At 57.3% G+C, this 25,646-nt stretch carries 23 protein-coding genes; 14 read left to right on the forward strand and 9 right to left on the reverse strand.

Annotation, left to right across the window (positions count from 1 at the left end; genetic code table 11):
• The first annotated feature begins 87 nt into the window (after nt 1-87).
• On the forward strand, nt 88-855 hold the full coding sequence (locus tag GJA01_RS06415) for a sulfite exporter TauE/SafE family protein (protein ID WP_026017496.1): 768 nt from the start codon (nt 88-90) through the stop codon (nt 853-855).
• Nucleotides 856-875: 20 nt separating this feature from the next.
• Here the strand turns inward: GJA01_RS06415 and GJA01_RS06420 are convergent, their stop codons facing one another.
• Together GJA01_RS06420 and GJA01_RS06425 are read right to left on the reverse strand one after the other, a co-directional pair.
• Nucleotides 876-1,325 carry a hypothetical protein gene (locus tag GJA01_RS06420; protein ID WP_062503955.1) on the reverse strand — a complete coding sequence of 150 codons (450 nt, stop codon included), beginning with the start codon at nt 1,323-1,325 and terminating at the stop codon, nt 876-878.
• A gap of 44 nt (nt 1,326-1,369) precedes the next feature.
• Nucleotides 1,370-1,627 (reverse strand): hypothetical protein, encoded by a 258-nt coding sequence (locus tag GJA01_RS06425; RefSeq protein WP_010502664.1) that lies wholly within the window; start codon nt 1,625-1,627, stop codon nt 1,370-1,372.
• 297 nt (nt 1,628-1,924) lie between these two features.
• Between GJA01_RS06425 and GJA01_RS06435 the strand changes: the two genes are divergently transcribed.
• From GJA01_RS06435 to rodA, 5 genes are all read left to right on the forward strand, one after another.
• A complete protein-coding gene (locus GJA01_RS06435) occupies nt 1,925-2,974 on the forward strand; it encodes a rod shape-determining protein (protein ID WP_007283695.1) in 1,050 nt (349 codons plus the stop codon).
• 16 nt (nt 2,975-2,990) lie between these two features.
• Nucleotides 2,991-3,923 carry a rod shape-determining protein MreC gene (gene mreC / locus GJA01_RS06440; protein ID WP_010502671.1) on the forward strand — a complete coding sequence of 311 codons (933 nt, stop codon included), beginning with the start codon at nt 2,991-2,993 and terminating at the stop codon, nt 3,921-3,923.
• A gap of 3 nt (nt 3,924-3,926) precedes the next feature.
• A complete protein-coding gene (locus GJA01_RS06445; protein ID WP_062503957.1) occupies nt 3,927-4,493 on the forward strand; it encodes a hypothetical protein in 567 nt (188 codons plus the stop codon).
• A gap of 65 nt (nt 4,494-4,558) precedes the next feature.
• Nucleotides 4,559-6,484, forward strand: coding sequence for a penicillin-binding protein 2 (mrdA, locus tag GJA01_RS06450; protein ID WP_062503959.1), 1,926 nt, complete (start codon nt 4,559-4,561; stop codon nt 6,482-6,484).
• Nucleotides 6,481-7,668: a rod shape-determining protein RodA gene (gene rodA / locus GJA01_RS06455; RefSeq protein ID WP_010502676.1), complete on the forward strand. Its 1,188-nt coding sequence runs from the start codon at nt 6,481-6,483 to the stop codon at nt 7,666-7,668. The genes mrdA and rodA overlap by 4 nt, the downstream gene beginning before the upstream one ends.
• 3 nt (nt 7,669-7,671) lie before the next feature.
• Here rodA and GJA01_RS06460 read toward each other — a convergent pair whose 3' ends face one another.
• The 4 genes from GJA01_RS06460 to GJA01_RS06475 all read right to left on the reverse strand — a co-directional run bounded on the left by GJA01_RS06460 (nt 7,672) and on the right by GJA01_RS06475 (nt 13,775).
• Complete coding sequence (locus GJA01_RS06460; protein ID WP_062503960.1) at nt 7,672-8,712, reverse strand: L-idonate 5-dehydrogenase; 1,041 nt, start codon at nt 8,710-8,712, stop codon at nt 7,672-7,674.
• A gap of 110 nt (nt 8,713-8,822) precedes the next feature.
• Nucleotides 8,823-10,844: a DUF2075 domain-containing protein gene (locus tag GJA01_RS06465; RefSeq protein WP_062503961.1), complete on the reverse strand. Its 2,022-nt coding sequence runs from the start codon at nt 10,842-10,844 to the stop codon at nt 8,823-8,825.
• A 5-nt stretch (nt 10,845-10,849) separates the two neighbouring features.
• Nucleotides 10,850-12,904 (reverse strand): glycine--tRNA ligase subunit beta, encoded by a 2,055-nt coding sequence (glyS, locus tag GJA01_RS06470; RefSeq protein WP_062503963.1) that lies wholly within the window; start codon nt 12,902-12,904, stop codon nt 10,850-10,852.
• Nucleotides 12,897-13,775, reverse strand: coding sequence for a glycine--tRNA ligase subunit alpha (locus GJA01_RS06475; RefSeq protein WP_062503964.1), 879 nt, complete (start codon nt 13,773-13,775; stop codon nt 12,897-12,899). The genes glyS and GJA01_RS06475 overlap by 8 nt, the downstream gene beginning before the upstream one ends.
• A gap of 335 nt (nt 13,776-14,110) precedes the next feature.
• On the opposite strand from GJA01_RS06475, the gene GJA01_RS06480 reads away from it, so the two are divergent.
• From GJA01_RS06480 to GJA01_RS06505, 6 genes are all read left to right on the forward strand, one after another.
• Nucleotides 14,111-14,866, forward strand: coding sequence for a DUF2076 domain-containing protein (locus GJA01_RS06480; RefSeq protein ID WP_062503965.1), 756 nt, complete (start codon nt 14,111-14,113; stop codon nt 14,864-14,866).
• A gap of 143 nt (nt 14,867-15,009) precedes the next feature.
• The gene (locus GJA01_RS06485) at nt 15,010-16,533 is read left to right on the forward strand and encodes an FAD-dependent oxidoreductase (RefSeq protein WP_062503967.1); all 1,524 of its coding nucleotides are present in this window, start codon (nt 15,010-15,012) and stop codon (nt 16,531-16,533) included.
• An 81-nt stretch (nt 16,534-16,614) separates the two neighbouring features.
• Nucleotides 16,615-18,411: an aspartate--tRNA ligase gene (gene aspS / locus GJA01_RS06490; protein ID WP_062503968.1), complete on the forward strand. Its 1,797-nt coding sequence runs from the start codon at nt 16,615-16,617 to the stop codon at nt 18,409-18,411.
• Nucleotides 18,412-18,682: 271 nt separating this feature from the next.
• Nucleotides 18,683-20,158, forward strand: coding sequence for a sugar porter family MFS transporter (locus tag GJA01_RS06495; protein WP_062503970.1), 1,476 nt, complete (start codon nt 18,683-18,685; stop codon nt 20,156-20,158).
• A gap of 87 nt (nt 20,159-20,245) precedes the next feature.
• Nucleotides 20,246-20,890 carry a CPBP family intramembrane glutamic endopeptidase gene (locus tag GJA01_RS06500; RefSeq protein WP_062503971.1) on the forward strand — a complete coding sequence of 215 codons (645 nt, stop codon included), beginning with the start codon at nt 20,246-20,248 and terminating at the stop codon, nt 20,888-20,890.
• Nucleotides 20,891-21,008: 118 nt separating this feature from the next.
• Nucleotides 21,009-21,827: an alpha/beta fold hydrolase gene (locus tag GJA01_RS06505; protein WP_062503972.1), complete on the forward strand. Its 819-nt coding sequence runs from the start codon at nt 21,009-21,011 to the stop codon at nt 21,825-21,827.
• 42 nt (nt 21,828-21,869) lie between these two features.
• Here the strand turns inward: GJA01_RS06505 and GJA01_RS06510 are convergent, their stop codons facing one another.
• Nucleotides 21,870-22,964: an alkene reductase gene (locus GJA01_RS06510; RefSeq protein WP_062503974.1), complete on the reverse strand. Its 1,095-nt coding sequence runs from the start codon at nt 22,962-22,964 to the stop codon at nt 21,870-21,872.
• Nucleotides 22,965-23,091: 127 nt separating this feature from the next.
• On the opposite strand from GJA01_RS06510, the gene GJA01_RS06515 reads away from it, so the two are divergent.
• On the forward strand, nt 23,092-23,991 hold the full coding sequence (locus GJA01_RS06515) for a LysR family transcriptional regulator (protein WP_062503976.1): 900 nt from the start codon (nt 23,092-23,094) through the stop codon (nt 23,989-23,991).
• Nucleotides 23,992-24,304: 313 nt separating this feature from the next.
• A complete protein-coding gene (locus GJA01_RS15540; RefSeq protein ID WP_228118749.1) occupies nt 24,305-24,430 on the forward strand; it encodes a hypothetical protein in 126 nt (41 codons plus the stop codon).
• Between the two features lie 36 nt (nt 24,431-24,466).
• On the opposite strand, the gene xth is transcribed toward GJA01_RS15540, so the two are convergent.
• Together xth and GJA01_RS06530 are read right to left on the reverse strand one after the other, a co-directional pair.
• Entirely contained in the window at nt 24,467-25,237 is a 771-nt protein-coding gene (gene xth, locus GJA01_RS06525) for an exodeoxyribonuclease III (protein WP_062503978.1), read from the reverse strand.
• A 4-nt stretch (nt 25,238-25,241) separates the two neighbouring features.
• The gene (locus GJA01_RS06530) at nt 25,242-25,586 is read right to left on the reverse strand and encodes a HesB/IscA family protein (protein ID WP_061931529.1); all 345 of its coding nucleotides are present in this window, start codon (nt 25,584-25,586) and stop codon (nt 25,242-25,244) included.
• Between the last annotated feature and the right edge of the window lie 60 nt (nt 25,587-25,646).

Genomic DNA, 25,646 nt, shown 5'->3' on the forward strand with positions numbered 1-25,646 from the left:
AAAGAACGAACAATTATCGTTCTTTAAGGATCTGGACAAAGATATCACGATTGATATTGTCTCCTTCTGAATTTGGAAGGGACAGCTATGCCGCATTCGTGGCTTTATTCGGCATCTGGTCTATTTGTAGGCTTTCTGGTTGGTATGACCGGAGTGGGGGGAGGGTCCCTCATGACGCCGTTGCTGATCCTGCTCTTTGGTGCCAAGCCGCAGTCAGCTGTTGGAACAGATCTTCTTTACGCTGCTATTACGAAAATCGTTGGAACCGGGCTCAACCGCCATATGGGGGTTGTGAACTGGCGGATTGTGGGCTGGCAGATGGCTGGCAGTATTCCTGCGGGTCTGGTGTGCCTGCTGTTCCTGCATCACGAAGGCATGTCTGACGCGGCATCCCGGTTGATCCGGATTGTTCTTGGCGTTGCTCTTCTTTTGACGGCGCCGGCTATTCTTCTGAAGCCCCGGCTGAGGCGCTGGGCGGAAGGGCGCATACCTCTGAGTGAGCGGATGGAGACAATCCTGACGGTTCTTCTGGGTGTTCTGCTGGGAACGCTGGTGACGCTGTCTTCGGTTGGGGCGGGTGCTGTTGGAATGGCCGCGCTGACGATGCTTTATCCGCGCTTAAACACCCGAACGCTTGTCGCAACCGATATTGCCCATGCTGTTCCCCTGACGCTGATTGCAGGCGGCGGCCACTGGCTTGAAGGCGCCGTTGATACGGCTGTTCTTCTGGCGCTTCTGGTAGGATCCATTCCCGGGATCATTCTGGGTACATTGTGTGCAGGAAAACTGCATGAAGATACGCAGAGATGGGTTCTGGGTATTCTTCTGGCTGTCATTGGTATCCGGATGATCTGACATCCGGATACCGTTAAGCCTCAGTAGCCGTAGTTGCTCTGCTGAGGATAACCATTGTTGTAACCCTGCGGGTATCCGTTCTGGCAGTTCGTGTTGGGCGGACACCGATACTGCTGCGGATACGTCGGATACTGGCCGTTCTGCTGGTATCCCTGCTGAGGGTAATTGCCCTGCTGCTGGGGATAGCCGTTCTGGTACCCGCCCTGCTGATAGCCCGGACGGTTTGGGGTTGTTACGGCCCCTGTTGCAGCACCGAGAGCGCCACCAGCCAGAGCGCCAATTGCCGCGCCGCGGCCACCACCCGCCAGAGCGCCGATTGCAGCGCCTGTTCCGCCACCTAAAAGGCCGCCGCCCAGAGCACGGGAGCCTGGATCATAGTTCCCCTGGCAGCCGCCGAGAGACAGAACGGTCGCGAAAGCTCCAATCAGAGCCATTCCCCGGAAAGCAGGGCGGGCGATAACGGACCTCATATCAAAAATCCTTAGATATCATGGTTACTGAGCCTCTATAAGACTTAGTAACTGTTCCGTGAACGCCGGCTTGGCGTTGTTGCCGCGCCGACTGCCGCGCCTGTACCACCGCCTGCCAGTGCGCCGATAGCTGCGCCGCTACCGCCACCAGCAATGGCTCCGAGCGCAGCGCCCGCACCTGCGCCGATGAGGGCACCGGATCCAGCGCGCGCGCCGCTGTCGTATGGATTGCCGCAGCCAGCAAGCGCTGCGCCGCACAGGGTCAGGACGGCAATGAGGCGAGGAGTCTTCATGTTGGTCATCTGTTTTGTCCTGTTCGATGCTCCGTCTCCTTCTGCTGACTGCAGAGGGGAAAGAGTTTGGAAACCCAATTATGGTAACGTAGGAAACGTGACTGAAGGGTGGCGGGATTAAGGCTGTAAAAAATTTTTTTCCGTGTCTGACAAGCGCGTGATGAAAAGTTGTTCCTGTTTGATGACATTATACTGAACGGAACCCTTGCTGAACGGTGGCCGCGACGTTAAGTCCACCCGCGGGGAGCCCGCCCCGCATTACACTCTGTGATCTCTCCGCTCGCAGAGCTGCGCCAGGAGTTTTGGATGTTTTCTCGTCTGCTGGGTCTCATGTCTGCTGACATGGCGATCGACCTCGGCACTGCCAACACGCTCGTTTACGTCAAAGGCCGGGGCATTGTGCTCGATGAGCCGTCTGTTGTTGCCATTGCTGAAGTGCGTGGCAAAAAGCAGGTTCTTGCGGTTGGCAACGAAGCCAAGCAGATGGTCGGGCGAACACCTGGCAACATCACGGCGATCCGTCCGTTGCGTGATGGCGTGATTGCGGATTTTGAAGTTGCTGAAGAGATGATCAAGCACTTCATTCGCAAGGTGCATAATCGCCGGGCTTTTGCGAGCCCGCAGATCATCATCTGTGTTCCGTCCGGGGCAACGGCTGTTGAGAGACGTGCGATTCAGGAAAGCGCGGAAAGTGCTGGCGCCCGTAAAGTCATGCTGATCGAGGAGCCGATGGCTGCTGCGATCGGTGCTGGCCTTCCGGTCACGGAGCCTTCGGGCAGCATGATCGTCGATATTGGCGGTGGTACGACGGAAGTCGCGGTGATTTCGCTGGGCGGTATTGTCTATGCGCGTTCTGCCCGTGTGGGCGGGGACAAGATGGATGAAGCCATCATTTCCTACATCCGCAAGACCTATAATCTGCTGGTCGGTGAAAGCTCGGCTGAACGCATCAAGATCGAGCTTGGTGCGGCCATGATGCCGGATGATCCGTCCAACCCGGATGGACCGATCACGGAAATCAAGGGACGTGATCTGATCAACGGTGTTCCTCGTGAAGTGATGGTCAGTCAGGCGCAGATTGCTGAAAGTCTGGCAGAGCCTGTCATGCAGATCGTGGATGCGGTGACGACGGCGCTTGAAAATACCCCGCCGGAACTGGCTGCCGATATTGTGGACAAGGGCATTGTTCTTTCGGGTGGTGGAGCGCTGCTGTATCGTCTTGATGAGGTGCTGCGTCTTTACACCGGCCTTCCGGTCACTGTTGCCGAAAATGCTCTCTCCTGCGTGGCGCTGGGAACAGGTCGCGCGCTGGAAGAAATGCGTCGTCTGCGCAGCGTACTGAGCAGCATGTACTGACCCCGGACTCTCACCGATGTTTTCCATCCATACCCGGCAGGTACTTGCGAGAGCGGCCCTGCCCATTCTGATCCTGCTGGCGGTGGCGTTGGTATTGCTCGGGCTGGTCCGGCGGCCGGTGGTGGATGGAGTGCGTCTGAGGGCGACGGATATTCTGGCCCCTGCGTATCAGGCGCTTGTCTATCCGCAGACGCGGGTTCAGGAATGGCTGGTCGATTTGCGCGGGGCGACAGATCTCGCCAAGGAAAATGTCAGTCTGCGCGATGAAAACCGTGCATTGCGGCACTGGTACGACGTGGCGGTTGCCTTGGCCGCGGAAAATGCGCGCCTGAAAAACAGTCTCCACTGGATACCGGAAAGCGCTCCTCAATACGTGACGGGCCGTGTGACGCGGGATGATGGTGGCCCTTACTCCCGTGCTGTGCTGTTGGACGTTGGAAGCGGGCATCAGGTGCATACGGGGGATGTGGCGCTCGATTCGGCAGGTTTGCTTGGACGTGTGACGGAAATTGGCCCGCATACTGTGCGTGTTTTGCTGATCAATGATGATGCAAGCCGTATTCCGGTGACCCTTTCTGGCTCTCACGGTGATGCCATCATGGCGGGTGATGACACGGATAATCCACGCCTGATCTATTACCCGCAGGATCATCATCCGGTTGAAGGCGAACGGGTCGAGACACGTGGTCAGAGCACCATGCCAGCCGGGCTGCCCATTGGAACCGTGCATTATCTCGCTCCTAATCGGCCAGTCGTTATGCCTGATGCTGATCTGCGGCGGTTGGATATTGTTCGGGTGTTCGATTACGGAGAGGACGGTGGCCAGGCCCCGGATGCCCCGGGCCGCGTCAAGGTCCGTCGTCCCTCTGAGGAACCCTCCCTGCCAGGTGGATTGCCTTTTCCAAAACTGCCCGGAATGCCGGAGACCTTGGGAAAGGGGGGTCAATAAGCCATGGTGGCCGAAAACTCTACGCCCCATCTGCACTCCGCTGTGGAGCCACGCCAGACATTACGTCGGCGGTTGGACATTATCGCGCGGGCGGCCATGCCCTCGCTGTTCATTGTGCTGGTTGCCATTCTGCTTTCTGCACCTTTCGGTATCCCGGGGCAGTCTGAGCTTCAGTTCGGAATTGCCATGTGCACTGTCTGGTTCTGGGCATTCAGTCGACCAAGATCCATGCCAGCCTGGGCAGTGTTTCTCTGTGGGCTGAGTGTTGAGGTTTTCAGTTTTGGCCCCCCCGGGGCCGTTCTCTTGTCCCTGCTGGTTATTTATGGTGTTGCCCACCACTGGCGATACGGACTGTCGCGTCTGGGCTTTGTGTCCTGCTGGCTGATTTTCAGCTTTTTTGCAGCGCTGGCATCCTTTTTTCAGTGGGCTCTCGTCTGTATCCATGCATTTGCGCTATTATCTCCGGCTCCGGGCCTCTTTCAGGCTGCGCTGACAATCGGTATCTATCCCAGCCTGACTGCGTTGTTTGTCTGGGGACGCCGCACGTTTGCCAATCCCGATCAGGCCTGACTGCGCAATTTTCGCGTGTTTCACGCAAAATGCTGCCTTTTTTCCGGACTTGAACGCCAGACCTGATGTCTTCCAGAAAACGCCCTTTTTGGTCCCTGCTGCGCTCACGACGCCAGGACGCGCCCGTGCGCTCCGGGCGGGGTGTTTTCACGCGTCGTGCGCTGGTCGTGATGGCCGTGCAGGCGGGCGTTCTTGGGGCGTTGGGACGACGGCTTTATAATATTCAGACAGTTGAGGGCGATCATCTGCGTCAGCTTGCGGAGCGTAACCGCACCAGCAAGCGCCTTCTGGCACCGGCACGCGGAACAATCCATGATCGCTTTGGAGTGGCGCTTGCAGACAACAAGGTGAGTTGGCGTGCGCTGCTAATGCCGGAGGAAACGACGGACATTGCGGCGGTGATTGATCGGTTCTCGCAGATTGTTCCGCTGGATGAACACGATCACGCCCGGATTGAACGTGATCTGAAGCATGTTCACAAATATGTGCCAGTCACGCTGCATGAGTTTTTGTCCTGGGACGACATGGCGCGGATTGAGCTGAATGCTCCATCTCTTCCGGGTGTTCTTGTCGATGTCGGGTCAACCCGGCTGTATCCGTTTCAGGACCTGACCGCTCATCTTGTTGGCTATGTTGCGCCTCCGAATGAAGAAGATGTCGCCAAGGATACGACGCTTTCCCTGCCCGGGATGCGTGTCGGGCGTGCAGGGATCGAGCAGACGCAGGAAGCTTTACTGCGCGGTGATCCTGGCTCTGTGGAAATGGAAGTCAACGCGCTGGGTCGTGTGATCGGCGAAATTGATCGCGTTGAGGGACAGCAGGGCGAGGACGTACGTCTGACGCTGGATGTGGGTCTTCAAGGAAAGGTTCTGGAGTATCTCGGAGACCGCGTGGCCAGTTCTGTTGTGATGGATTGCCGGAATGGCGAAGTCCTTGCGATGGTTAGCACGCCGTCTTTTGATCCATCGCTGTTCGATTCAGGCGTAAGCCATGCCCAGTGGAACGAATGGGCGAATGATCCACGCACCCCGTTGGTCGACAAGGCTGTGTCTGGTCTTTATCCGCCGGGATCGACGTTCAAGCCTGCCGTCGCACTGGGCGCCCTGAAAGCGGGAGCGGTCACGGCGCAGGATCGCTTCAACTGTCCGGGTTATTTCGACATGGGCGGGGTGCGGTTCCACTGCTGGAACCGCTGGGGCCATGGTATGGTCAATATGCGTGATGCCCTGAAATATTCCTGCGACGTCTATTTTTACGAGGTGGCCCGCCGATGCGGAATGGATCCGGTCAAGGCAGTCGGTAACGCCATGGGACTGGGTGTCAAACTGGATATTGAACTGCCACATGTTCGCTCCGGGGTGATTCCAACACCCGAGTGGCGTCAGCAGCATGGTTTCCACTGGAACGGTGGGGATACCGTCAATGCGGGTATCGGGCAGGGCTTTGTGCAGGTGACGCCGCTGGCGTTGGCGACTTATGTGTCACGCATTGCGTCGGGCAGGAATGTCCAACCTCATCTGATCCGGGCCACGAATGATCAGATGTCGAGCCTGGCATCGCTGGACGCCGTTCCGGTGGTGGACGTTCCGAAGGAACATCTGGATGTCATTCGGGGCGGAATGTTTGCGGTGGTGAACGAACCGCATGGATCGGCCCCCAAGGCGCGGCTGGACTTGCCGGATGTGCAGATGGCAGGCAAAACCGGGTCAGCGCAGGTGCGGCGTGTCTCTCGTGCGTTGCGGGAGTCCGGGCATTTCAATTCCATGAATCTGCCATGGGAATATCGCCCTCATGCGCTGTTCATCTGCTTCGCGCCTTATGATAATCCACGATATGCGGTGTCTGTCGTGGTTGAGCATGGCAATGCTGGTGCTGATGAAGCGGCACCTTTGGCTAAGCAGATCATGATGGAAGCTTTGGCGCGAGACCCTGCGAATCAGCCTCAGCCAACGGGGCAGACCGTGGCGCAGAAGGAGCCTGTTCAGGGATGAGAGGCGGTGTCGTGAATGCATTCGGCTTTCTGAAGTCCGACAAGAGACTGCTGCGGGCAGAGCCGGATTTCCGCCCCATGGCCCGGTTGCTTCAGGTGAACTGGCTGTATGTTCTGCTGGTTTGTCTGTTGGCTGGTGTTGGCTATATCGCGCTTTATTCGGCCGGAGGCGGATCGGCAAAGCCGTTTGCCGGGCCGCAGATGGTCCGGTTCGGCTTCGGGCTTGTAATGATGATTGCCGTGGCGCTCGTCAGTCCGCGGATCCTTCGCATGGTGTCCGTTCCGATTTATCTTCTCTCTATTGCGCTACTTGGTCTCGTGCTGCGGATGGGGCATGTGGGCAAGGGGGCCGAGCGCTGGATCAATCTGGCAGGAATGCAGTTTCAGCCGTCTGAATTTGCCAAGATCGGTCTGGTTCTGATGCTGGCGACCTGGTTCCACAGGATTGGAAACGAGCGGATGGGCAATCCGCTGCGTCTCGTCATTCCCGCTATCCTGACGCTTCTGCCTGTTGTTCTGGTTCTGAAGGAGCCAAATCTGGGAACGGCGACCATTATTGGCGTTATCGGGGCCACTTTGTTCTTCGCGGCTGGAATGCGGCTCTGGCAGATCGTTCTTCTGGTGGCACCCATCCCGTTTCTGGGGAAGTTCATTTATGGCCATCTGCATGACTACCAGAAGGCCCGCATCGATACCTTCCTGCATCCTGAACATGATCCTCTGGGGGCTGGCTACAACATCATCCAGTCCAAGATTGCCTTGGGTTCTGGTGGCATGTGGGGCGAGGGGTATCTGCATGGCAGTCAGGGGCAGCTGAACTTCTTGCCGGAAAAGCAGACGGACTTCATTTTCACCATGATTGGTGAGGAATGGGGTTTTGCGGGCGGTATTGCCGTCATCGGTCTGCTGATGGTTCTGACGTTGGGAGCAACGCTCATTGCCATACGGAGCCGCAATCAGTTCGGGCGACTGCTCGGGCTTGGCATTGCGATGGATTTCTTCCTGTATTGTGCTGTCAATCTGTCGATGGTGATGGGCGCCATTCCAGTCGGTGGGGTGCCGCTCCCGCTGATTTCCTATGGCGGTTCGGCCATGCTGACGATGATGTTCGGTTTTGGGCTTCTGATGTCCGCCTGGGTTCATCGCAATGAGCGTGACCCAGGATTTGAGGACGAAGACGACTGATTTTCAGAGTTCCAGAAGAACTTTGGATGAGCTTTTTCGGTCCAGAGACGCGTCAAAAGCGTCTTTGTACTGAGCCAGCGGAAAGCTGTGGGTGATGAGACCGTCCGCAATCCACGGATTGTCTGCGAGGATTTTCAGTGCCTCTGCGAACTCTTCATCAAAGCGGAATGTTCCTCGATAGTCGATTTCCCGCGCGATAATCTGTCCTAGAGGGGCTGGTACATCGCCCGGTGGGAAAATCCCGACCTGAACGAGGGTGCCGCCTTTCTGTGTACGGGCGATTGCGGTCGGGAGGGCAGGGATGACGCCCGTGGCCTCAAAAACGATTTCGTACTCTGCGTCATGAGTGTCACGACCAGTGTTGACTGTGCCGGTTGCGCCGAGTTTGTGTGCGACGTCGAGGGCAAAGTCTTGCAAGTCGGTTGCGACAATCTCTGACGCGCCAGCGACTTTGAGACCTGCCACAATCAGGGCGCCAATCGGGCCGGCTCCCTGAACCATGATGCGTTTGCCCTTAACATCCCCGGCGCGCGCAATCGCATGGAGGGCGACAGAGAAGGGTTCGGCAAGGCTGGCGCGTTTCACGTCCAGACCTGCTGGCAGCGGATAAAGCTGGGATGTTTCGACAACCATGTCCCGCCGGAAACCGCCATCCGTATGGGGAAGAAATGCAGCGCTGCCAAAAAAGCGCATGTTCCGGCACAGGTGCTTGGCGCCTCTTTCGCATTCAGGGCAGTGCCCACACGGACGAGCCGGATGGATGGCGACAGCGTCTCCGATCCTGAAACGTGTTTCGTCCGGGCTGACAGCTTCCACAATTCCGGAAACTTCATGACCAAGAATCATCGGCTCGCGGAGGACGGATGCTCCGGCGCCGCCATGCAGGAAGTAATGCATGTCCGACCCGCAGATCCCACCCCAGGCTGGACGGACCAGCACCTGACCCGCCTTAAGCGGCAGGACGGCAACGGTCTCTAAACGCAGATCACCCTTTTCATGAATAACCAGAGCTTCGGTCGTCTGAGGAGCAGAAAGGCCGGGCATGGCTTTGCCTCTTTCATCTGAGCAGCGTGAATGATGTCATTCAGATATGGCTGATCTTGCGCGCTAAAGGCAGTCACATTTGGGAGACGCGATCAGGCTTGGCTATCCATTCACACGTCTAGAAAACAGTTTTCGAGCGTGCGTAGAGTTTCCGCGTGTTTCAGTGGTTCAATGCCACACGCCAGAAGGAAGTCCGCAATGCTATTCAGCGTGTCTGGGCAGCGCGTCGGATCATCGGGATTGCCTTCCGGCACCCAGATGATGGTCTCATAACGTGCGCGGGTCAGCAGGACGCGATAGGTGTTGAGAGACCAGAGGGCTTTTTCAGCGGACTTGACGGTCTGCCATGTGGTTCCGCTAAAACGCCGGGACTGCCAGCGTTGTGGATAGCCTGTACGGATGAGGTCTCCATCCCAGCAAAGGCCGACAAAATCCAGTTCCAGTCCCTGAATGGCAAATTGAGTGGCGACGGTTTCCAGCGCGTCCGAGGCCCGGACGTCCTTGTCTGGAATCCAGCGGTTCAAGAACCATTGAGCGACTGCGTTGGAGTCCATATGAGCCAGTTCTGCACCGAGGCCCTCCGCGCGCAATCGTTTGGCTTGAGAGCTGGCAATCAGGCCGCAGCGATAGGTCAGGCGGCTACGTTCTCGCAAGGCTTTGCGGAGCGCCGGAAGACTTCGCGTCAGACGGAATGGAAGACTGGCGTTCTTCGCAATACTGCGCGCTAAAGAGGCATTGCCTTCCAGTACGGCATTCACCCATTTGGGCGTTGCAGTGTCCCGGAGGGAGCGAACCGGTACTGTGAGGTGCAGAGAGGTTTCTTTCTGAACCGGCAAGGACGGAGGCAGAGTGGTGAGGCCGGGGATGGAACTGATAACGTCAGGCGAGGCGTGGATGTGCCATTCGGGACGGTTTGCAAGAGCGTCTCCCCAGCAGGCCATTCCCCCTTCACCGTCATGAATTTCCTGGCCTTGCCCGATGAGACAGATGATGGCGGCAAATCCGTCATGTCGGTGCATGATGTCGAGGAGATGCGCAGGTTCAGACTGCGTCAGACGAACAGACCGCTGTGCACTTTTGCGAACAGCCTGATCGGCGTTCCAGGAACGCTGGGCTTCGTCAATGATCATAATCCGTTCCGGCGGGCACTCTGCGGTGCGCCCAACATAGTAATCTCGGAATTTGGTCAGGGACTGAATGGTGGATTCCATGCGCTGTTCTACAGCTGCGCGTTTCTGACCCTGTGCTACGGCGTCACGGGTCAGGGCTTCACGCAGAACATGGACGAGCGTTGGGTTGCCGGTGAGGAATGTGGCGGAATTATCTGGCTCCGTGGTGCCGAACGCAGCCTTAAGGCCGCAAAGCGTTTTCCCTGCGTCAGGAATGCCCGAAACAAAAATGATTGTCTTCCGGTGTTGTCTCCGGGCGGTTTCAAGGAGTTCCGTGATACGGTCAGACGTCAGGGTCAGATTGGTCGCGTCTGCTCTCGCCGTGTGAATATCTGCGACGCTGTGCGTGGAATAGATGAGGCGTGCAGCCTCGACGATACTGGGAACGGGATTATAGGGTGCCTGTTCCCAATTATCCGGTTGCATGGGCGCTACGGAGTGCAATGTCCGGCGTGCGAGATCCGCCAAAAGCGCAGTCAAGTTCGCAGCATTGCATTTCAGAACGGAGGTAACGCCAGATCCTAAAAGGAGCGGCGATGTTTGAGCGGGTTGTGCGGCTTCTGTCGCAATCAGAATGGGGATGATTGGGTGATGACGGCTGCCTGCGTGAAAGTCCTGAAGGTCCAGCGCATAACCTTCGGTCTGGGCGAGAGCCGCGGCGTCGAATTGAGACGCACCAACCTTGAATTCAAGAACAAACGTCGCGTCCGGGGAAATGAGGACGGTGTCGATCCGGCCGCCCAGGCGGGGAATTGGGAATTCAAACAGGATCTGCCAGCCTGCCGTTTGCGGCAGGGCGGTGAGCGTGGTGCGCAGAAGATCAAGTTGGGTGGCCCAGGCGCGGAGTTGCTGGGGTTCGCTGGAGAAGCGCCTGCGCCCGGCTTCATGGGCGAGGCGCTCTCCAATGCGATTCGGGTCCGTGTTGAGGAACGTGGCGACTGGGCCGGACCACCACGCTCCCATCAGATTCAGCCCTCGATCTGACCGAAATCGGCGATCAGGGCTGTGGTTGTGCGGAAGGTCGCCAGAAGCTTCAGGCGGTTGGCGCGAATGTCAGCTTCCGGGGCGTTGACGGTAACAGCATCGAAAAAGCGGTCCAATGTCGGGCGCAGTGCTGCAATCGCCTGCATTGCATCGGTGAAACGCTCGTTTTTCAGGGCCGTCTCGATTGCAGGCACGGCACTGTTCAGACCATCTGCCAGAGCGCGCTCTTCATCCTGTGCGTAGAGAGACGCATCCGGTGTTCCCTTGTGAGGGCCGTCCTTCTTGTCTTCGATGCGCAGAATGTTGGCGGCGCGCTTGGCTGCGGCGAGAAGGTTCTTGCCGTCTTCCGTCTGGATCATGTCAGACAGCGCCGAGGTACGAGCCAGAAGGCGTACAAGATCGCCATCCAGACCGCCTGCAAGTGTGGCGGCCAGAACGTCATGGCGCTCGCCTTCGCTGCGAAGCTGAACACGCAGACGGTCTGCCATGAAGTCCGGCAGTTTGGCGAGTTCCCCGCCGGTGCGACCGTTTGCGGCCTTGGCAAAGAGGTCCGTCAGGTCGAGGCGCAGACCGTTGTCACGAATGGTGCGGATCACGCCCAGTGCAGCCCGGCGCAGGCCGTACGGATCGCCCGAGCCGGTGGGTGTCTCGCCAATGGCAAAGAAGCCAGCCAGCAGATCCAGACGGTCCGCAAGGGCCACGGCAACCGAGACAGGCGCTTTTGCCGTATCGTCGGACTGGCCGCGCGGCATGTAATGCTCGGCCACAGCCTTCGAAACAGCGTCGCCTTCGCCGTCATGTGCTGCGTAATAGCCACCCATGACGCCCTGAAGCTCGGGGAATTCGCCGACCATACCGGTTGTCAGATCGGCTTTAGACAGCAGACCTGCGCGCTTTGCCTGTTCAATCTGCTCTGCGCTCAGGCCTATGGCCGCAGCGACCGTTCCGGCAAGATCGGAAATCCGCTTGGCGCGCTCCCCCTGTGTTCCCAGCTTTGCATGGAACGTCACGGCATCGAGGGCTGCTACGCGGTCCGCGAGCTTTGTCTTGCGATCCAGATCCCAGAAGTGGCGGGCATCGGCAAAACGGGCACGCAGAACGCGTTCGTTTCCGGCAATCGTCAGCTTGCCGCCGTCCTTGAACGGCAGGTTGGCGACGAAAGCGAAGAAGGGCGCGGCCTTGCCGTCTGCATTGCGCAGGGCAAAGTAGCGCTGATTGATGCGCATCGAGACCTGCATGACTTCGGCGGGCAGATCCATGAAAGCATCGTCGATGCGGCCCAGAAGCGGAACCGGATATTCAACCAGACCGGCGACTTCATCGACCAGTCCTTCGTCTTCCACAACCGTAATGCCCTGCTGGTCTGCCAGACGGTGAACACCGGTGCGGATCATGTCGCGGCGCTTGTCCGCGTCAACGATGACGGAGCGTGTTTCCAGCTCTTCCAGCCAGTGATCTGCCGAACGGACTTCAAATCCGCCGGGCGCCAGAAATCGATGGCCTTCGGACAGGTTGGAGGACTTCAGGCCGTGAGCATCGTCGCCATCGCGGGCGAGCGAGAAGGGAACGACCTTGCCATCAAGAAGGCAGGTGATGCGACGGAGCGGGCGGACCCATGAGAAGTTTGAGCCTGCACCCCAGCGCATGGATTTGGCCCAGGGAAACTTCCACAGAAGGTCCGGTACAACTTCGGCGATGCGGCTTTCTGCGCTTACGGGGTCAAGCTGCTTGTTCAGAACCCAGAAGCCGTTTTCCAGCGTGAGTTCATCAGCCGTCACGCCATGCTTGCGGGTAAAGCCTTCAAGAGCCTTTTCCGGTGCTCCTTCGCGAGGCCCGCGCTCGGAGACGGTACGAGCTGGGATTTCGGCATCGACGTTCAGAACGGTTGCGATGCGACGGGTGCCGTAGAACGTCTGAACATCGGATGGATTAAGGCCATCGAGCGCCTTGGTCAGAAGGGCGCCGAGTTCGCTCGCAGCTTTGGGCTGCATGCCTGCCGGGATTTCCTCGCAGAACAGTTCAAGCAACAGTTCAGCCATTGGACGTCTCCTCCTCGCCAGCAAGCCACGCTTCACAGGAGGCTTTTGCCAGCGTCCGGACGCGTCCGATGTAGGATGCGCGTTCAGAGACGGAAATCACGCCGCGGGCATCCAGAAGATTGAAATAATGGGAAGCCTTCAGGCACTGATCGAACGCAGGCTGTGCGACGCCAGATTCCGCCAGACGGATGGACTCTTTTTCCGCATTGTTGAAATGCGTGAGCAGCATCTGTGTGTCGGCCAGTTCAAAGTTGTGACGGGAATAGTCACGCTCGGCCCGCAGGAACACATCGCCGTACGTCAGGCCCTTGCCGTTAAAGTCCAGGTCGTAAACGTTCTCAACGCCCTGAACATACATTGCCAGCCGTTCCAGACCGTAAGTCAGTTCGGTGGAGGGCATGACGGTCGGGATGCCGCCAACCTGCTGGAAATACGTGAACTGTGTGACTTCCATGCCGTCACACCAGACTTCCCAGCCCAGACCCCAGGCGCCGATCGTCGGGTTTTCCCAGTCGTCTTCTACGAATCGGATATCGTGCTTTTCGGGATCGATCCCGATGGCACGATAGCTCTCCAGAAGCAGGTTCTGGCTTTCTTCCGGGGTTGGCTTCAGCAGGACCTGATACTGGTAATAGTGCTGGAGGCGGTTCGGGTTCTCACCGTAACGACCGTCGGACGGGCGGCGGCAGGGTTGCACATAGGCGGCGGCCCATGGCTTTGAGCCCAGCGCGCGCAGGGTCGTATGAGGGGAGAGCGTTCCGGCTCCGACTTCTGTGTCATAGGGCTGCAGGATAGCGCAGCCTTTTTCAGACCAGAATTGATGAAGGCGCAGGATCAGGTCCTGAAAGCTGAGCGGCCGGGTCGCAGACAATTCGATAGGCTCCGGTTGGCAAAATTGGCGGCTACCTTACAGCCTGCGGTTCATAACCGGAAGTGAGGGGAATGACGAAGCTGCAGATCAGCGTTCAAGGAGCATTGTAAAAGGTGTACGTGCTCTTCAGGGCGTTTCAGTGTGAGAATGCGTAACGCTAAAAACGGCCTAGGACAGGCAACTTCTGAGCATGGCTGCATGTTGCATGGTCCAGCTTTACTGACTTGGAGCGCGAGATGCCGCTGACAGGCATTATGTGCATCCCTTGTCGATTAAGCTTGGGTGCCTCATATGATGAGGGAACGTAACTTCTTCGTCTGGAAGGATCAGAGACGATGAACAACGAAGAACGCGAAGTCATCTCCCGCTTTATCGGCCGTGTTGGTGGTGTGCAGCAGGGTGGTGGTTTTAGTCAGCAGCAGACGCCTGCGCTGCCGCCAATCGACCCGGAAGCTGATCGCTTTATTGCTGAGAATTTCCAGAAATATCCGGAAGCGCGCTATCGCGTGACACAGATGGCGGTTGTGCAGGAAGCGGCTCTGGCTCAAGCGCAGAACCGTATCCGCCAGCTTGAGTTCCAGCTCCAGCAGGCTCAGCAGCAGCTTCAGCAAGCGCAGCAGAACCGGTCGTCCGGTAGCGGTGGCGGACTGTTTGGCGGGTTGTTCAGTGGCGGTAATCGTCAGCAGGCGTCCTCGCCGCCTCCGGGTTGGGGACCGCAGGCTGGTGCAATGCCGCCTCCGAACTTCCAGCCTCAGCAGCAGTATGGCTATCCGCCGGGATATCAGCCTGGCATGTTTCAGCGTGGCGGGTCCGGCTTCCTCGGCTCGGCTCTGACGACGGCAGCCGGTGTTGCCGGTGGCATGATGGCAGCCAACGCGCTTGAAGGCCTGTTCAGTGATCACCATTCAGGCAGTGAAGCCGGTGGTTTTGGTGGTGGCGAGACCATCATCAATAACAACTATGGCGATGCGGGCAGCGATCCGTTCGGTGGTGCTGGAACTGATGCAGGAAATGGCTTCTCCGACTCTGACTTCGGCGGTGGGGATTTCGATGGCGGAGACTTTGGCGGCGGTGGCGACGACATGTTCTGACAGGCTGCCCTGTTTCGCCTGATATTGAAGAGTTTCAGAAGACCCGCTTGGTTCCGCCCAGCGGGTTTTTTGCTGTTTGCCAACCCGAACGCTTATGGTGCGTTGGCTTCGTAACGTGTTTTTCCATTTCCAGGGGTTTTCTGATGAGCACCAATGACTTCCGCGATCTGGTAGCCTTCAAGGATCTCGAGGAGGGGCAGATCACCTCTTTTTCCATCAATGGAACCTCCGTTGTTCTGGTGAAGGATGGCGAGGATGTGCATGCCCTTGGAGGAAAGTGTCCGCACAAGGAAGCACCAATGGAGCAGGGTGCTTTCTGCCGGACCGAGAAGGGCAGCGTACTGGTGTGCCCCTGGCACAAAGCGGTGTTTGATGCGGTGGATGGAAGTCTTGTTGAGCCACTCGCTCTTGAGCCGCTGCCGCGTTACCCCGTTGAGATCGTGGATGGCCGTGTTCTGGTTGGAAGCGAGCCAATGAAGCGTGAAGCACCATTGGACAGGCAAGAGGATGAGAGTGTTCTCATTCTCGGTGCAGGGGCGGCCGGGATTATGGCGGCAATTACTCTGCGGCAAGAGGGTTTTGCAGGCACGATCACGATGGTCACTGAGGAGAAGTATCGTCCTTATGACCGTACGGCCCTAAGCAAGACCGTTCTGCTTAGTGAGCCCGAGAAAGCGCACGCTCCTTCGCTTCGCAGTGAGTCTTTCTATGGCCAGAACCGGATCAGTGTGAAGCATGGAAGAATTGCGGCCTTTCACCCCGCAACGAGAATGGCGACACTCTCGGATGGCAGTGTTCTGACGGCAGATCATGTTCTGATCGCGACTGGAAGCCGGTCGCAGATGCTGGACCTTCCGGGCGCTGATCTGAAGCGCGTCTTTAAGCTTCATAGCGAAAAAGATGCAGAGGATATTGCCCGCGTGATTGATCCCGATCAGGCGGTTACCATCATTGGAGCAGGATTTATTGGTCTTGAGGTGGCATCCTGCCTGCGTCAGCGCGGTGTCGGCGTGACAATCATCGCGGATACGGACGTGCCGATGGAGAAGCATTTTGGTCGTGAGATTGGAATGCGTCTGCGGCAATTGCATGAAGATAATGGTGTAGCGTTCATTTCGGATGCCAAGGCTGTCAAAATCTACGGAGACAAAAAAGCCGAAGGCGTTGAACTGGATGATGGGATGAAGCTTCCGGCATCTTTTGTACTGGCTGGCGTCGGGGTGACTCCCGTAACGGATTATATCGACGGACTGGATCGGGACGAGGATGGCGCGATTGTCGTCGATCATCTGATGCGTGCGGCTCCGGGCGTTTATGCAGCAGGCGATGCCTCGGCGATCCTTCATGATGGTAAGCCGCGGCGAATCGAGCATTGGCGTCATGCACAAATTCAGGGCCGCATCGCCGCGCTGACCATGATGGGGCATGAGACGACCCATCTGCCGACGCCCTGGTTCTGGACGCAGCAGTTCGGCAAGAAGATCGAGCTGCTTGGATGGGGTGAAGGGTTCGATAACGTCAGCCTTGAGGGGGATATCAAGGGGTTCAGCTTCCTTGCGACCTATCTCAAGGACGGAAAGCCCGTTGCGCTGGCGGGTGCTGGTCATGCGTATGACATGGCCAGAGCCGCCGTTGATTTCGATGGATTTGTGCAGGAAAAGGTCTGAACCGCGCACGAAGCTTGACATGAGCGGGCCGTCCCGGCTTCCTGCGCCCACTTATCCGCCAGGACGTTGAAGAGGCCCGACATGCATCCATACCGCACCCATGACTGTAGCGCCCTGCGTGAACAGGACGCCGGACAGACCGTCCGCCTGTCCGGCTGGGTGCACAGCAAGCGCGACCATGGTGGCCTGCTGTTCATTGATCTGCGTGACCATTATGGCGTCACGCAGGTTGTTATCCCGGCTGGCACGGACCTGCTGGAAAAGGCCGAGCGTCTTCGCGTTGAGAGCGTCATTACCGTAACCGGCAAGGTTGTGGTTCGTCAGGGTTCCCAGCGGAACCCGAACCTGCCGACGGGTGATATCGAAGTTCTGGCTGAAGAGCTGGAAGTCCGTTCCAATGCGGCTGTTCTGCCGTTCCAGGTGGCGGGTCAGGAAAACTATCCTGAAGAACTGCGCCTGAAGTATCGCTACATCGATCTCCGTCGCGAGAAGATGCACCAGAACATCATGCTCCGCAGCAAGGTCATCACCAGCCTGCGTCAGCGCATGATCGAGCAGGGCTTCACCGAGTTCCAGACCCCGATCCTGACGGCGTCTTCCCCGGAAGGTGCGCGTGACTTCCTTGTGCCGGCGCGTCTGCATCCGGGCAAGTTCTATGCGCTTCCGCAGGCTCCGCAGCAGTTCAAGCAGCTTGCGATGGTCGCGGGTTTCGACCGCTACTTCCAGATTGCTCCGTGCTTTCGCGATGAAGCTTCACGCGCTGACCGTAGCCCCGGCGAGTTCTATCAGCTCGACTTCGAGATGTCCTTCGTCACGCAGGAAGACGTCTTCACGGTTCTGGAGCCGGTTCTGGCTGGCGTGTTCAATGAATTCACGCCCGAAGGCTGGAAGATCACGGACGGTGCATTCCCGCGCATTCCGTATGCTGACGCCATGCGTGATTACGGCTCCGACAAGCCGGATCTGCGGAACCCGCTGATCATCAAGGACGTGACGGAGGCCTTCCGGGACTCCGGTTTTGGTCTGTTCGCCAAGATTGCGGCTTCCGGTGGTCAGATCCGTGCGATCCCGGCACCGAATGCAGGCGATCGTCCGCGTGGCTTCTTTGACAAGCTGAACACCTGGGCGCGTGAAAGCGGTGCGGGTGGTCTGGGCTACATCATTTTCGAGGCAGAAGGCGGCAAGGGGCCGATTGCCAAGAACCTTGAAGCTGATCGCGTCGAAAGCATCCGTGAGATCTGTGGCCTGAAGGCCGGGGATGCCGTGTTCTTTGCTGCAGGCAAGGGAGATGAAGTTGCCAAGTTCTCTGGTGTTGTCCGCACCAAGGTGGCAACGGAGCTGGATCTCATCGAAAAGAACGCCTTCCGCTTCTGCTGGGTCGTGGACTTCCCGATGTTCGAGCTCAACGAAGAGACGGGCAAGGTGGACTTCTCCCATAACCCGTTCTCCATGCCGCAGGGTGGTCTGGAAGCACTGAACACGCAGGACCCACTGACGATCAATGCGTACCAGTACGACATCGTCTGCAATGGCGTGGAACTGTCTTCCGGCGCAATCCGGAACCATCTGCCGGAAGTCATGCTGCGCGCCTTTGAAATCGCAGGTTATGGCCCGGAAGTGGTGGAAGAGCGCTTCGGTGGCATGCTGAACGCCTTCCGTTACGGCGCTCCGCCGCATGGTGGTGCTGCTCCGGGTGTGGACCGTATCGTGATGCTGCTGGCGGATGAGCCGAACATCCGTGAGGTCATTCTTTTCCCGCTGAACCAGAGCGGCGAAGACCTGATGATGGAAGCTCCGGCCCCGGTCGAGCCTGCCCGTCTGAAGGAACTGCATCTGGCGCTGGATCTGCCGAAGCCCAAGCCTGCTGTCACAAAGTAAGCGTTCCCACTCTTGGAACGAACAAGCCGATGCTCCTGATAGGGCATCGGCTTTTTTTATTGGAAAACAGATTTTTAATGAAAGGTATAAAACCACCTTTCATCATTGTGTATTCAATATCATTCGTTTCCGCTCTGGTAGAGCCTCACAACTGTATTTGAATAGACCGCACGCGGTTGTCTGCATTCGGAATATGATTTTGAGAGTAAAAAACTTTTCCAGAGAATGACCGTTTCTTGAGGTATCTGTAGCGATCAAGAAAGGTTATCTGGTGAGTAGCACCCTTCCAGAACAAAGCGGCGGAACTGTCCAGGACCGTGTGCAGCAGGGCCGCCGGAATGCGTTTCTTTTTGCCGGGGCTGCTGGTCTCGCCGGGCTGATGTTTGGTCTGGATACGGGAGTGATCGCGGGGGCGCTCAAGTTTCTGGGCCAGGACCTGAAGGCGAATGATCGTGCGCTGGAATGGATCGTCTCGTCCCTGATGCTGGGGGCCGCGGCGGGCTCTCTGCTCGCCATTCCGCTGTCCCATCATCGCGGGCGGCGAGGGGCCATGTTTTATGCAGGGTTATTGTTCCTGCCCGGAACAGCGCTTTGTTCCCTGACATCGTCCATTCCCGTCATGATTCTGGGCCGTGTCTGCCTCGGGCTGGGCGTCGGTTTCGGGTCTTTCTCCGCGCCGCTCTATATTGCCGAAATCACTGAGAAGAGCCGTCGTGGCAAGATGATCTCCATGTATCAGCTCGTCATTACGGCGGGTATGCTGCTGGCGCTCCTGTCAGACAGTCTGCTGTCCTACGGGGGGCACTGGCGCTGGATGCTGGGTATTCTGGCAGTCCCTACGGTGGTGTTCATTCTCGCAACGATGCAGGTGCCGTATTCGCCACGTTGGCTGGCCATGCGTGGGCGGCGGAAAGAAGCGCATACTGTTCTTCAGCAGGTTCGCGGATCGAAGCAACGGGCAACGGAAGAACTGAACCGGATTGAGGAAAATCTTCGAAAAACGGAAGGGAACGGATTTTCCCTCCTGAAGTCTTCATCTGGCTTCCGGAAAACCTTTGCACTTGGAATTGGATTGCAGGTTTTTCAGCAATTCGCAGGCATTAACATCCTGATGTATTACGCTCCGCATATTCTGGAGCATCTTGGCTTTTCTACGTCGGCAGCCGTCTGGTGCACAACCTTGCTCGGTCTGGCCAATATGGTCTCGACATTTGGGGCCATTCTGCTGATTGACCGATGGGGGCGGCGTCCGCTCTTACTGGTCAGTACGGTCGTGGCCTCTCTGAGCCTCGCTGTATTCGGGACGCTGCTCTATCTGCACGTTGGCGGGGTGTTTGGTCAGATCGCCATTGTCAGCCTGCTCGTACTGTTCATTCTGGGGTACGCTTTCGGGGAGGGACCGATCCCCTGGACGATGTGCACCGAAATTCAGCCGCTTCAGGGGCGTACGCTGGCCATCGCATGCTCTACATTTGCCAACTGGATGACGAACTGGCTCATCAGTAACGTGTTCCTCTCCGTGATGGGGGCCATTCATGACTACGGTGTGTTCTGGCTGTTGGCGGGCTTCAATGCAGTGTTTTTCCTGATTGGGTATTTCTTCGTTCCGGAGACAAAAGACTGCTCGTTGGAAGAGATTGAGGATCGGCTTAAGGCCGGGTTCCCTCTCCGGGAAATCGGACAGCCCAGCCGCTTGAAGGCGGATACAGCCATGGTTGTGCAGGAGCGTGACTCGCTTCCTGTCTGATACAAAGACGCCTGTAATGTAAGGCCTTGTTTCGGGGGAAAGTGCTTATGTTCATAATGGTGGCCAGAACGTCTGGAAGATCCCGGTATGTCGCTCCCCGATGAGATGTCCGTTCTTCGCCGCGCTCGTTTGGGCGCGGAATTTCTGGCCCTTTATGGTGGTGGACCAATTCTTGTTCTGCTGGAGCGTAGGGCCGGATTACTCTTTGGGTTGATCTGGACTGGCGCTCTTCTGGCTTTTCTATGGATGCGTCGTGATCGTCCCAAGCCGCATGTACTCAGGGTCGAGATTTGGAAAATATTTGTCAGGTTTGCGATTCTTGCACCGTTGATAGCGCTGCTGACGTGGTTTTTCTGGCCCGATACGTTCCTGAGCCTGCCACGACAGAAGCCGCTCTTCTGGCTGATGATCATGTGTTTGTATCCGCTGCTCTCCGTCTGGCCTCAGGAAGTTCTGTATCGGGCATTTTTCTTCCGTCGATACAGCAATCTTTTCCGAAGTATTCCAGTGACGATCGTAGCCAGTGCCGTTGCATTTGGCTTTGCACATATTCTGTTTCTGAACTGGATTGCCGTGGGCATGACGCTCATAGGGGGAGTGCTGTTTGCTAGTGACTACAGTCGTCATCGTTCTCTTACCCTGACCTGTTTTGAACACAGCCTGTATGGATGTCTCATTTTCACGGTGGGGTTAGGACGGTTTTTCTATACAGGTGAGGCGTGGAATCAGTGATAAATGGAAATCTTACTATTCCATGATGTCTATATTGAACATGATGAGGGGAGCTTATCGTAAGAGCAAGGTTTCAGGAGGAGACGATGCTTTCCTGACCTCTTAACGGAGCAGACACATGGCCAGCTTTACGACATCCGACGGAGCAGAGATTTATTTCAAGGATTGGGGAGCAGGAAAGCCCGTCCTTTTCAGCCATGGCTGGCCGCTCAGTGCAGATATGTGGGATTCACAGATGCTGTTTCTGGCTCAGAACGGTTACCGCGTGATTGCTTTTGATCGGCGCGGTTTTGGACGGTCTAGCCAGCCTTGGGACGGCAATACCTACGACCGCTTTGCTGATGATATTGCAGAACTGATCGAAACCCTGGACCTGAGAGACGTGACGCTGGTCGGCTTCTCGATGGGGGGTGGGGACGTGACTCGGTATCTGACGCGCCATGGAAGTGACCGCGTTGCGAAGTTGGTACTTCTGGGGGCCGTCACACCTGTTTTCATGAAGCAGAATGATCATCCGGAAGGGGTCGAAGCCACCGTTTTTGATGGCATCATCGAAGGTCTGGTGAAAGACCGTGCCCAGTTCCTGAAAGACTTTGCCGTTCCCTTTTACGGGATCAATCATGGGGCGAAGATTTCTGAGGGTGTGCTGGGACAGACGCAGCAAATTGCCCTTCAGGCGTCCTTGCGGAGTACGATCGAGTGCGTCAAGGCGTTCTCCGGGCTGGATTACCGGGAAGACATGAAACGGATCACCGTCCCGACCCTGATTATTCATGGGGATGATGATCAGATCGTCCCTTTTGAGGCCACAGGTGCCTTGACGGCAAAGCTGGTTCCAGATGCGGTTCTCAAGGTCTATGCGGGTGCACCGCACGGCTTTGCGGTCACCCATGGCGATCAGCTCAACGCGGATCTTCTGTCTTTTCTGCAATCCTGATCAGCAAGACCCCGGCTAGAAACAGGCCGGGGTCTTTTTTGTTCAATGCTGCGCCGCGTCAGCGTAAAATGGATAGTCGATATATCCTCGTGCATCGCCGCCATAGAAGGTGGAGCGATCATAGGAGTTCAGGGGCCAGTTCTGACGCAGCCGTTCGACCAGATCCGGGTTTGCGAGAAACGAGCGACCAAAAGCAATGAGATCCGCCTGCCCGGAAGCCAGTAGGGCTTCGGCGCTTTGCCGGTCAAATCCGCCAGCGGCAATGATGGTGCGGGAAAAGATCTGCCGAAGCGTCCCGGCATCCACGGGGTCAGGCTCTGCGTCGCCCCCGATGCGGGGTTGCACGACATGCAGATATCCAGCGCCCAGACGATCCAGTTCAGAGGCCACATAGCGGAATGTTGCCGGGCGATTGCTGTCCGCCATGGACCCATAGCGTCCGCTTGGTGTCACGCGCACGCCAACACGATCCGGTCCCCACACGCTCATGGCAGCCTGAGTGACTTCCAGCAGGAAGCGGGCGCGATTTTCTAGCGAGCCGCCATAGTCATCTGTGCGAGTGTTACTGCCATCCTGAAGAAACTGATCTGGCAGATATCCATTTGCTCCATGGATTTCCACACCATCAAATCCGGCTTTCAGGGCGCGTTCGGCAGCCTGTTCGTAATCCTTGATGATTCCGGGAATTTCATTCCGATCAAGCGCGCGGGGCATGTCGTAAGGCACCCTTCCATTGAGCGTCCAGGCGTCTCCATCGGCACGAATGGCCGATGGAGCAACGGGGGCAATGCCGCTCGGCTGAAGGATGCGTGCTGATTGACGGCCAACATGCCAGAGCTGAAGAACCATTTTGCCACCTTTGGCGTGAACGGCATCCGTGATGTTCTTCCATCCCGGGATTTGGCTGTCATCATAGATTCCGGCCGCGCGTTCGAAGCCATACCCCGTGAGCGAGACGGGGGAAGCTTCGGAAATCAGCAACCCTCCTTCCGTTGCACGCTGGCTGTAATAGGTCCGCATCAGGTCATTCGGGAGATTGCCTTCACTGGCTCTCATTCGGGTGAGGGGGGCCATGACAATGCGATGGCTCAAGCGTGTTGGCCCAACGAAACGTGGTGTGAACAGAAGGTTCGTCATGATGCGGTTCCGGTCTTTGAGGAGACTGTCCGGAGTGGATGCGTCTCATGACCGTGAGAGTGGCTATTCTCATTAGGCGGATGTAGACTGTTTTTAACAATATTTGTTATTCTCAAAAGGAATAAACATGGACCGCTTTCAAGCTATGACGGTGTTTGCTCGTGTTGTGGAAGCTGGTTCTTTTTCAGGCGCTGCCCGGTTATTGAATATGGGGCAGCCCTCCGTTTCCAAGATCATTGCACAGCTGGAAGCGCATCTGGGCACAATCCTCCTGTTACGCTCGACGCATGGCCTTGCGCCGACAGACGCAGGTCAGCGCTATTACGAACGCATTGTCAGAGTTCTTGAAGACGCCATGGAGGCTGACAGTCTGGCCCGAGGGAGTGACAGAGAACTCACAGGGCATTTGCGGATTGCATTGCCGACGACTTTTGGTCGTCTGCACCTGATACCCAGACTGGGAGAATTTACGGCTCGGTATCCAAATCTTGCTCTGGATGTGCAGATGGATGACAGGCGTGTGGATCTGATTGCGGAAGGGATCGACATGGCCCTCAGGATTGGTCGCCCGGAAGAGACGTCTGTTGTCGGGCGATGTCTGGCGCGGGGACATCGTTCCCTTCTGGCCAGCCCGGCCTATCTGGAGCAGACGACCATGCCGACTTGCCCGGAAGATCTGAAGAATCATCGGATGATTCTTTATTCGCAGGCCCGTCAGATTCGAACGACATTCACGAAAGGAGAGGAAACGCAGGACGTCCCTTTGCACCCCGATCTATGCCTGAGTGCGGCGGAGGGAATTCGTGCTGCCGTCCTTTCAGGGCAGGGGATGACCGTTGCAGCAGACTGGATGTTCGCTCCCGAACTGATTTCCGGTGAGGTGCAGCGTTGCTTGCCTGACTGGTCTCTGCCGCCGGTGGAGCTCTGGCTCTTGCTTCCAGCCGGGCGGATGGTCAGCGCCAAGGTTCGCGCCATGGCTGATTTTTTTGCCGAACGAGTACAGCCGTCTTTGGGTTTGGAAAATTGAATCTTCTGAGCCGCGGAGACGTTACAGAATGAAGATCGGAATCTTTTTTCCGCCACAGATCGGCCCAATCACTGCCTTGTGAGATCTGCAATGTGCCGCCTTTCACACCGTTATCGTGAAAGGAGCGAGACGTATGCTGAAACATCTATCGGGCTTGCTCGCCGTTTCGACACTTTTTGTGGGTGCGATGTCATTGCCGCCGCTGAGCGGGACAGCGCATGCTCAGTTTGTCCCCTATAATGGACCGTATCGACAGACGCCTCCCCCACCGCCTCGTCCGCCCAGGGAGAGGATTCCCCCTCATGGGCGGGGGATGCGATGGGTGCCTGGACACTGGGTCTGGATTGGGAACGGTTATCAGTGGACGCCCGGCCGTATGGTCCGCATCCGGCCTCCTGCACCTCCACGGCCGGCTCCCGCTCCGTTTTATCCCCGATAAAAGTTCGAAGGCCGCCCCAGTTGGGCGGTCTTTTTTCTAGCGCAGGGTGACGAGGACAGGAACGTGATCGGAGGCTTTTTCTGTAGCCCGCTCGTCACGGTCGATTGTGAAAGAGACAAGCCGTTCGGCCACGCGCGGGGATAGAAGGGCATGGTCGATGCGCAGGCCCGAGTTCCGCTGGAACGCAGCGGCCTGATAATCCCAGAAGGTATAATGGCGGCCCGTAGGCTGAACAGCGCGCAGGGCATCCGTCAGACCGAGCCATTGCAGACGGTTGAATGCTGCCCGGGTTTCAGGCCGTACCAGTGCGTCAGTCGGTGAAAGCGCGCCGGGAGCGAGATCTTCGTCTGTCGGGCAGACATTGTAGTCGCCAATGAAGGCGAAGGATTTTTCACTTTCGAGAAAGGACTTCGCCCGGATGGCGAGGGCATTGAAGAACGCCATTTTCTTGGCATAACCGTCTTCGCCGCCTGAATTGCCGTTTGGCAGATACAGATTGCCAATCGTGAGACCATCCATGTCCGCTTCGATATAGCGCGCGGTTGGATCTTCAAAACCGGGAAGGTGATGGGTCGTCACTTCAAATGGGCGGCGGCCAATCAACGCAACGCCGTTATAGGCTTTCTGCCCGGTCGTGGCCACGTGTAAGCCAGCCTCATGGAAAACAGTCGGGAACTGGCTGTCCTCGCATTTGATTTCCTGAAGGCAGAGCAGATCACATTCTGGATGGCGTTCCAGCCAGTCCTGAACGAGATGGGCGCGGGCGCGGATGGAATTGATGTTCCAGCTTGCGAAGGTAAAGGACATTCTATCAGGCCAGCGAAAAGCTTGTGCCGCAGCCGCAGGCTGAGGCGGCATTGGGGTTCGTGACCGTGAAATGCGCACCCATCAGCTTGTCTACGAATTCCAGTTCGGCGCCTTCCAGAAGATCGAGGCTGGTTTCATCTACATAAACCGTCGCACCATTGCGTTCGATCACGACGTCATCGTCATTCTTCGTGCGATCCAGCTTGAACTGATACTGGAAGCCGTTGCAGCCACCGGCCAACACGGCAACCCGCAGAGCCAGCCCTTCAGGTTCCGGCTGGGCGGAGATGATTTCCACGATCCGCGCAGCCGCGCTGGCAGACATGGTGAAGGTGGGTGTTTCGGACATGGCTCGTTCCTGATTTCTGAAGCACTGCTGCAAGGCAGGACGGTTCTGGTCCTGATTATA

The sequence above is a fragment of the Gluconobacter japonicus genome, from assembly GCF_002723975.1.
In the GTDB taxonomy this organism is placed as follows: domain Bacteria; phylum Pseudomonadota; class Alphaproteobacteria; order Acetobacterales; family Acetobacteraceae; genus Gluconobacter; species Gluconobacter japonicus.

Bases quoted from the DNA above. Each gene is read 5' to 3' on its own strand.
- GJA01_RS06500 (WP_062503971.1), top strand. From the start codon at position 20,246: ATGTCGCTCCCCGATGAGATGTCCGTTCTTCGCCGCGCTCGTTTGGGC.
- mreC (WP_010502671.1), top strand. From the start codon at position 2,991: ATGTTTTCCATCCATACCCGGCAGGTACTTGCGAGAGCGGCCCTGCCC.
- GJA01_RS06425 (WP_010502664.1), bottom strand. From the start codon at position 1,627: ATGACCAACATGAAGACTCCTCGCCTCATTGCCGTCCTGACCCTGTGC.
- rodA (WP_010502676.1), top strand. From the start codon at position 6,481: ATGAGAGGCGGTGTCGTGAATGCATTCGGCTTTCTGAAGTCCGACAAG.
- GJA01_RS06465 (WP_062503961.1), bottom strand. From the start codon at position 10,844: ATGGGAGCGTGGTGGTCCGGCCCAGTCGCCACGTTCCTCAACACGGAC.
- GJA01_RS06445 (WP_062503957.1), top strand. From the start codon at position 3,927: ATGGTGGCCGAAAACTCTACGCCCCATCTGCACTCCGCTGTGGAGCCA.
- GJA01_RS06510 (WP_062503974.1), bottom strand. From the start codon at position 22,964: ATGACGAACCTTCTGTTCACACCACGTTTCGTTGGGCCAACACGCTTG.
- mrdA (WP_062503959.1), top strand. From the start codon at position 4,559: ATGTCTTCCAGAAAACGCCCTTTTTGGTCCCTGCTGCGCTCACGACGC.
- GJA01_RS06505 (WP_062503972.1), top strand. From the start codon at position 21,009: ATGGCCAGCTTTACGACATCCGACGGAGCAGAGATTTATTTCAAGGAT.
- GJA01_RS06515 (WP_062503976.1), top strand. From the start codon at position 23,092: ATGGACCGCTTTCAAGCTATGACGGTGTTTGCTCGTGTTGTGGAAGCT.
- GJA01_RS06420 (WP_062503955.1), bottom strand. From the start codon at position 1,325: ATGAGGTCCGTTATCGCCCGCCCTGCTTTCCGGGGAATGGCTCTGATT.
- GJA01_RS06415 (WP_026017496.1), top strand. From the start codon at position 88: ATGCCGCATTCGTGGCTTTATTCGGCATCTGGTCTATTTGTAGGCTTT.
- GJA01_RS06530 (WP_061931529.1), bottom strand. From the start codon at position 25,586: ATGTCCGAAACACCCACCTTCACCATGTCTGCCAGCGCGGCTGCGCGG.
- glyS (WP_062503963.1), bottom strand. From the start codon at position 12,904: ATGGCTGAACTGTTGCTTGAACTGTTCTGCGAGGAAATCCCGGCAGGC.
- GJA01_RS06485 (WP_062503967.1), top strand. From the start codon at position 15,010: ATGAGCACCAATGACTTCCGCGATCTGGTAGCCTTCAAGGATCTCGAG.
- GJA01_RS06480 (WP_062503965.1), top strand. From the start codon at position 14,111: ATGAACAACGAAGAACGCGAAGTCATCTCCCGCTTTATCGGCCGTGTT.
- GJA01_RS06435 (WP_007283695.1), top strand. From the start codon at position 1,925: ATGTTTTCTCGTCTGCTGGGTCTCATGTCTGCTGACATGGCGATCGAC.
- xth (WP_062503978.1), bottom strand. From the start codon at position 25,237: ATGTCCTTTACCTTCGCAAGCTGGAACATCAATTCCATCCGCGCCCGC.
- aspS (WP_062503968.1), top strand. From the start codon at position 16,615: ATGCATCCATACCGCACCCATGACTGTAGCGCCCTGCGTGAACAGGAC.
- GJA01_RS06460 (WP_062503960.1), bottom strand. From the start codon at position 8,712: ATGCCCGGCCTTTCTGCTCCTCAGACGACCGAAGCTCTGGTTATTCAT.
- GJA01_RS15540 (WP_228118749.1), top strand. From the start codon at position 24,305: ATGCGATGGGTGCCTGGACACTGGGTCTGGATTGGGAACGGTTATCAG.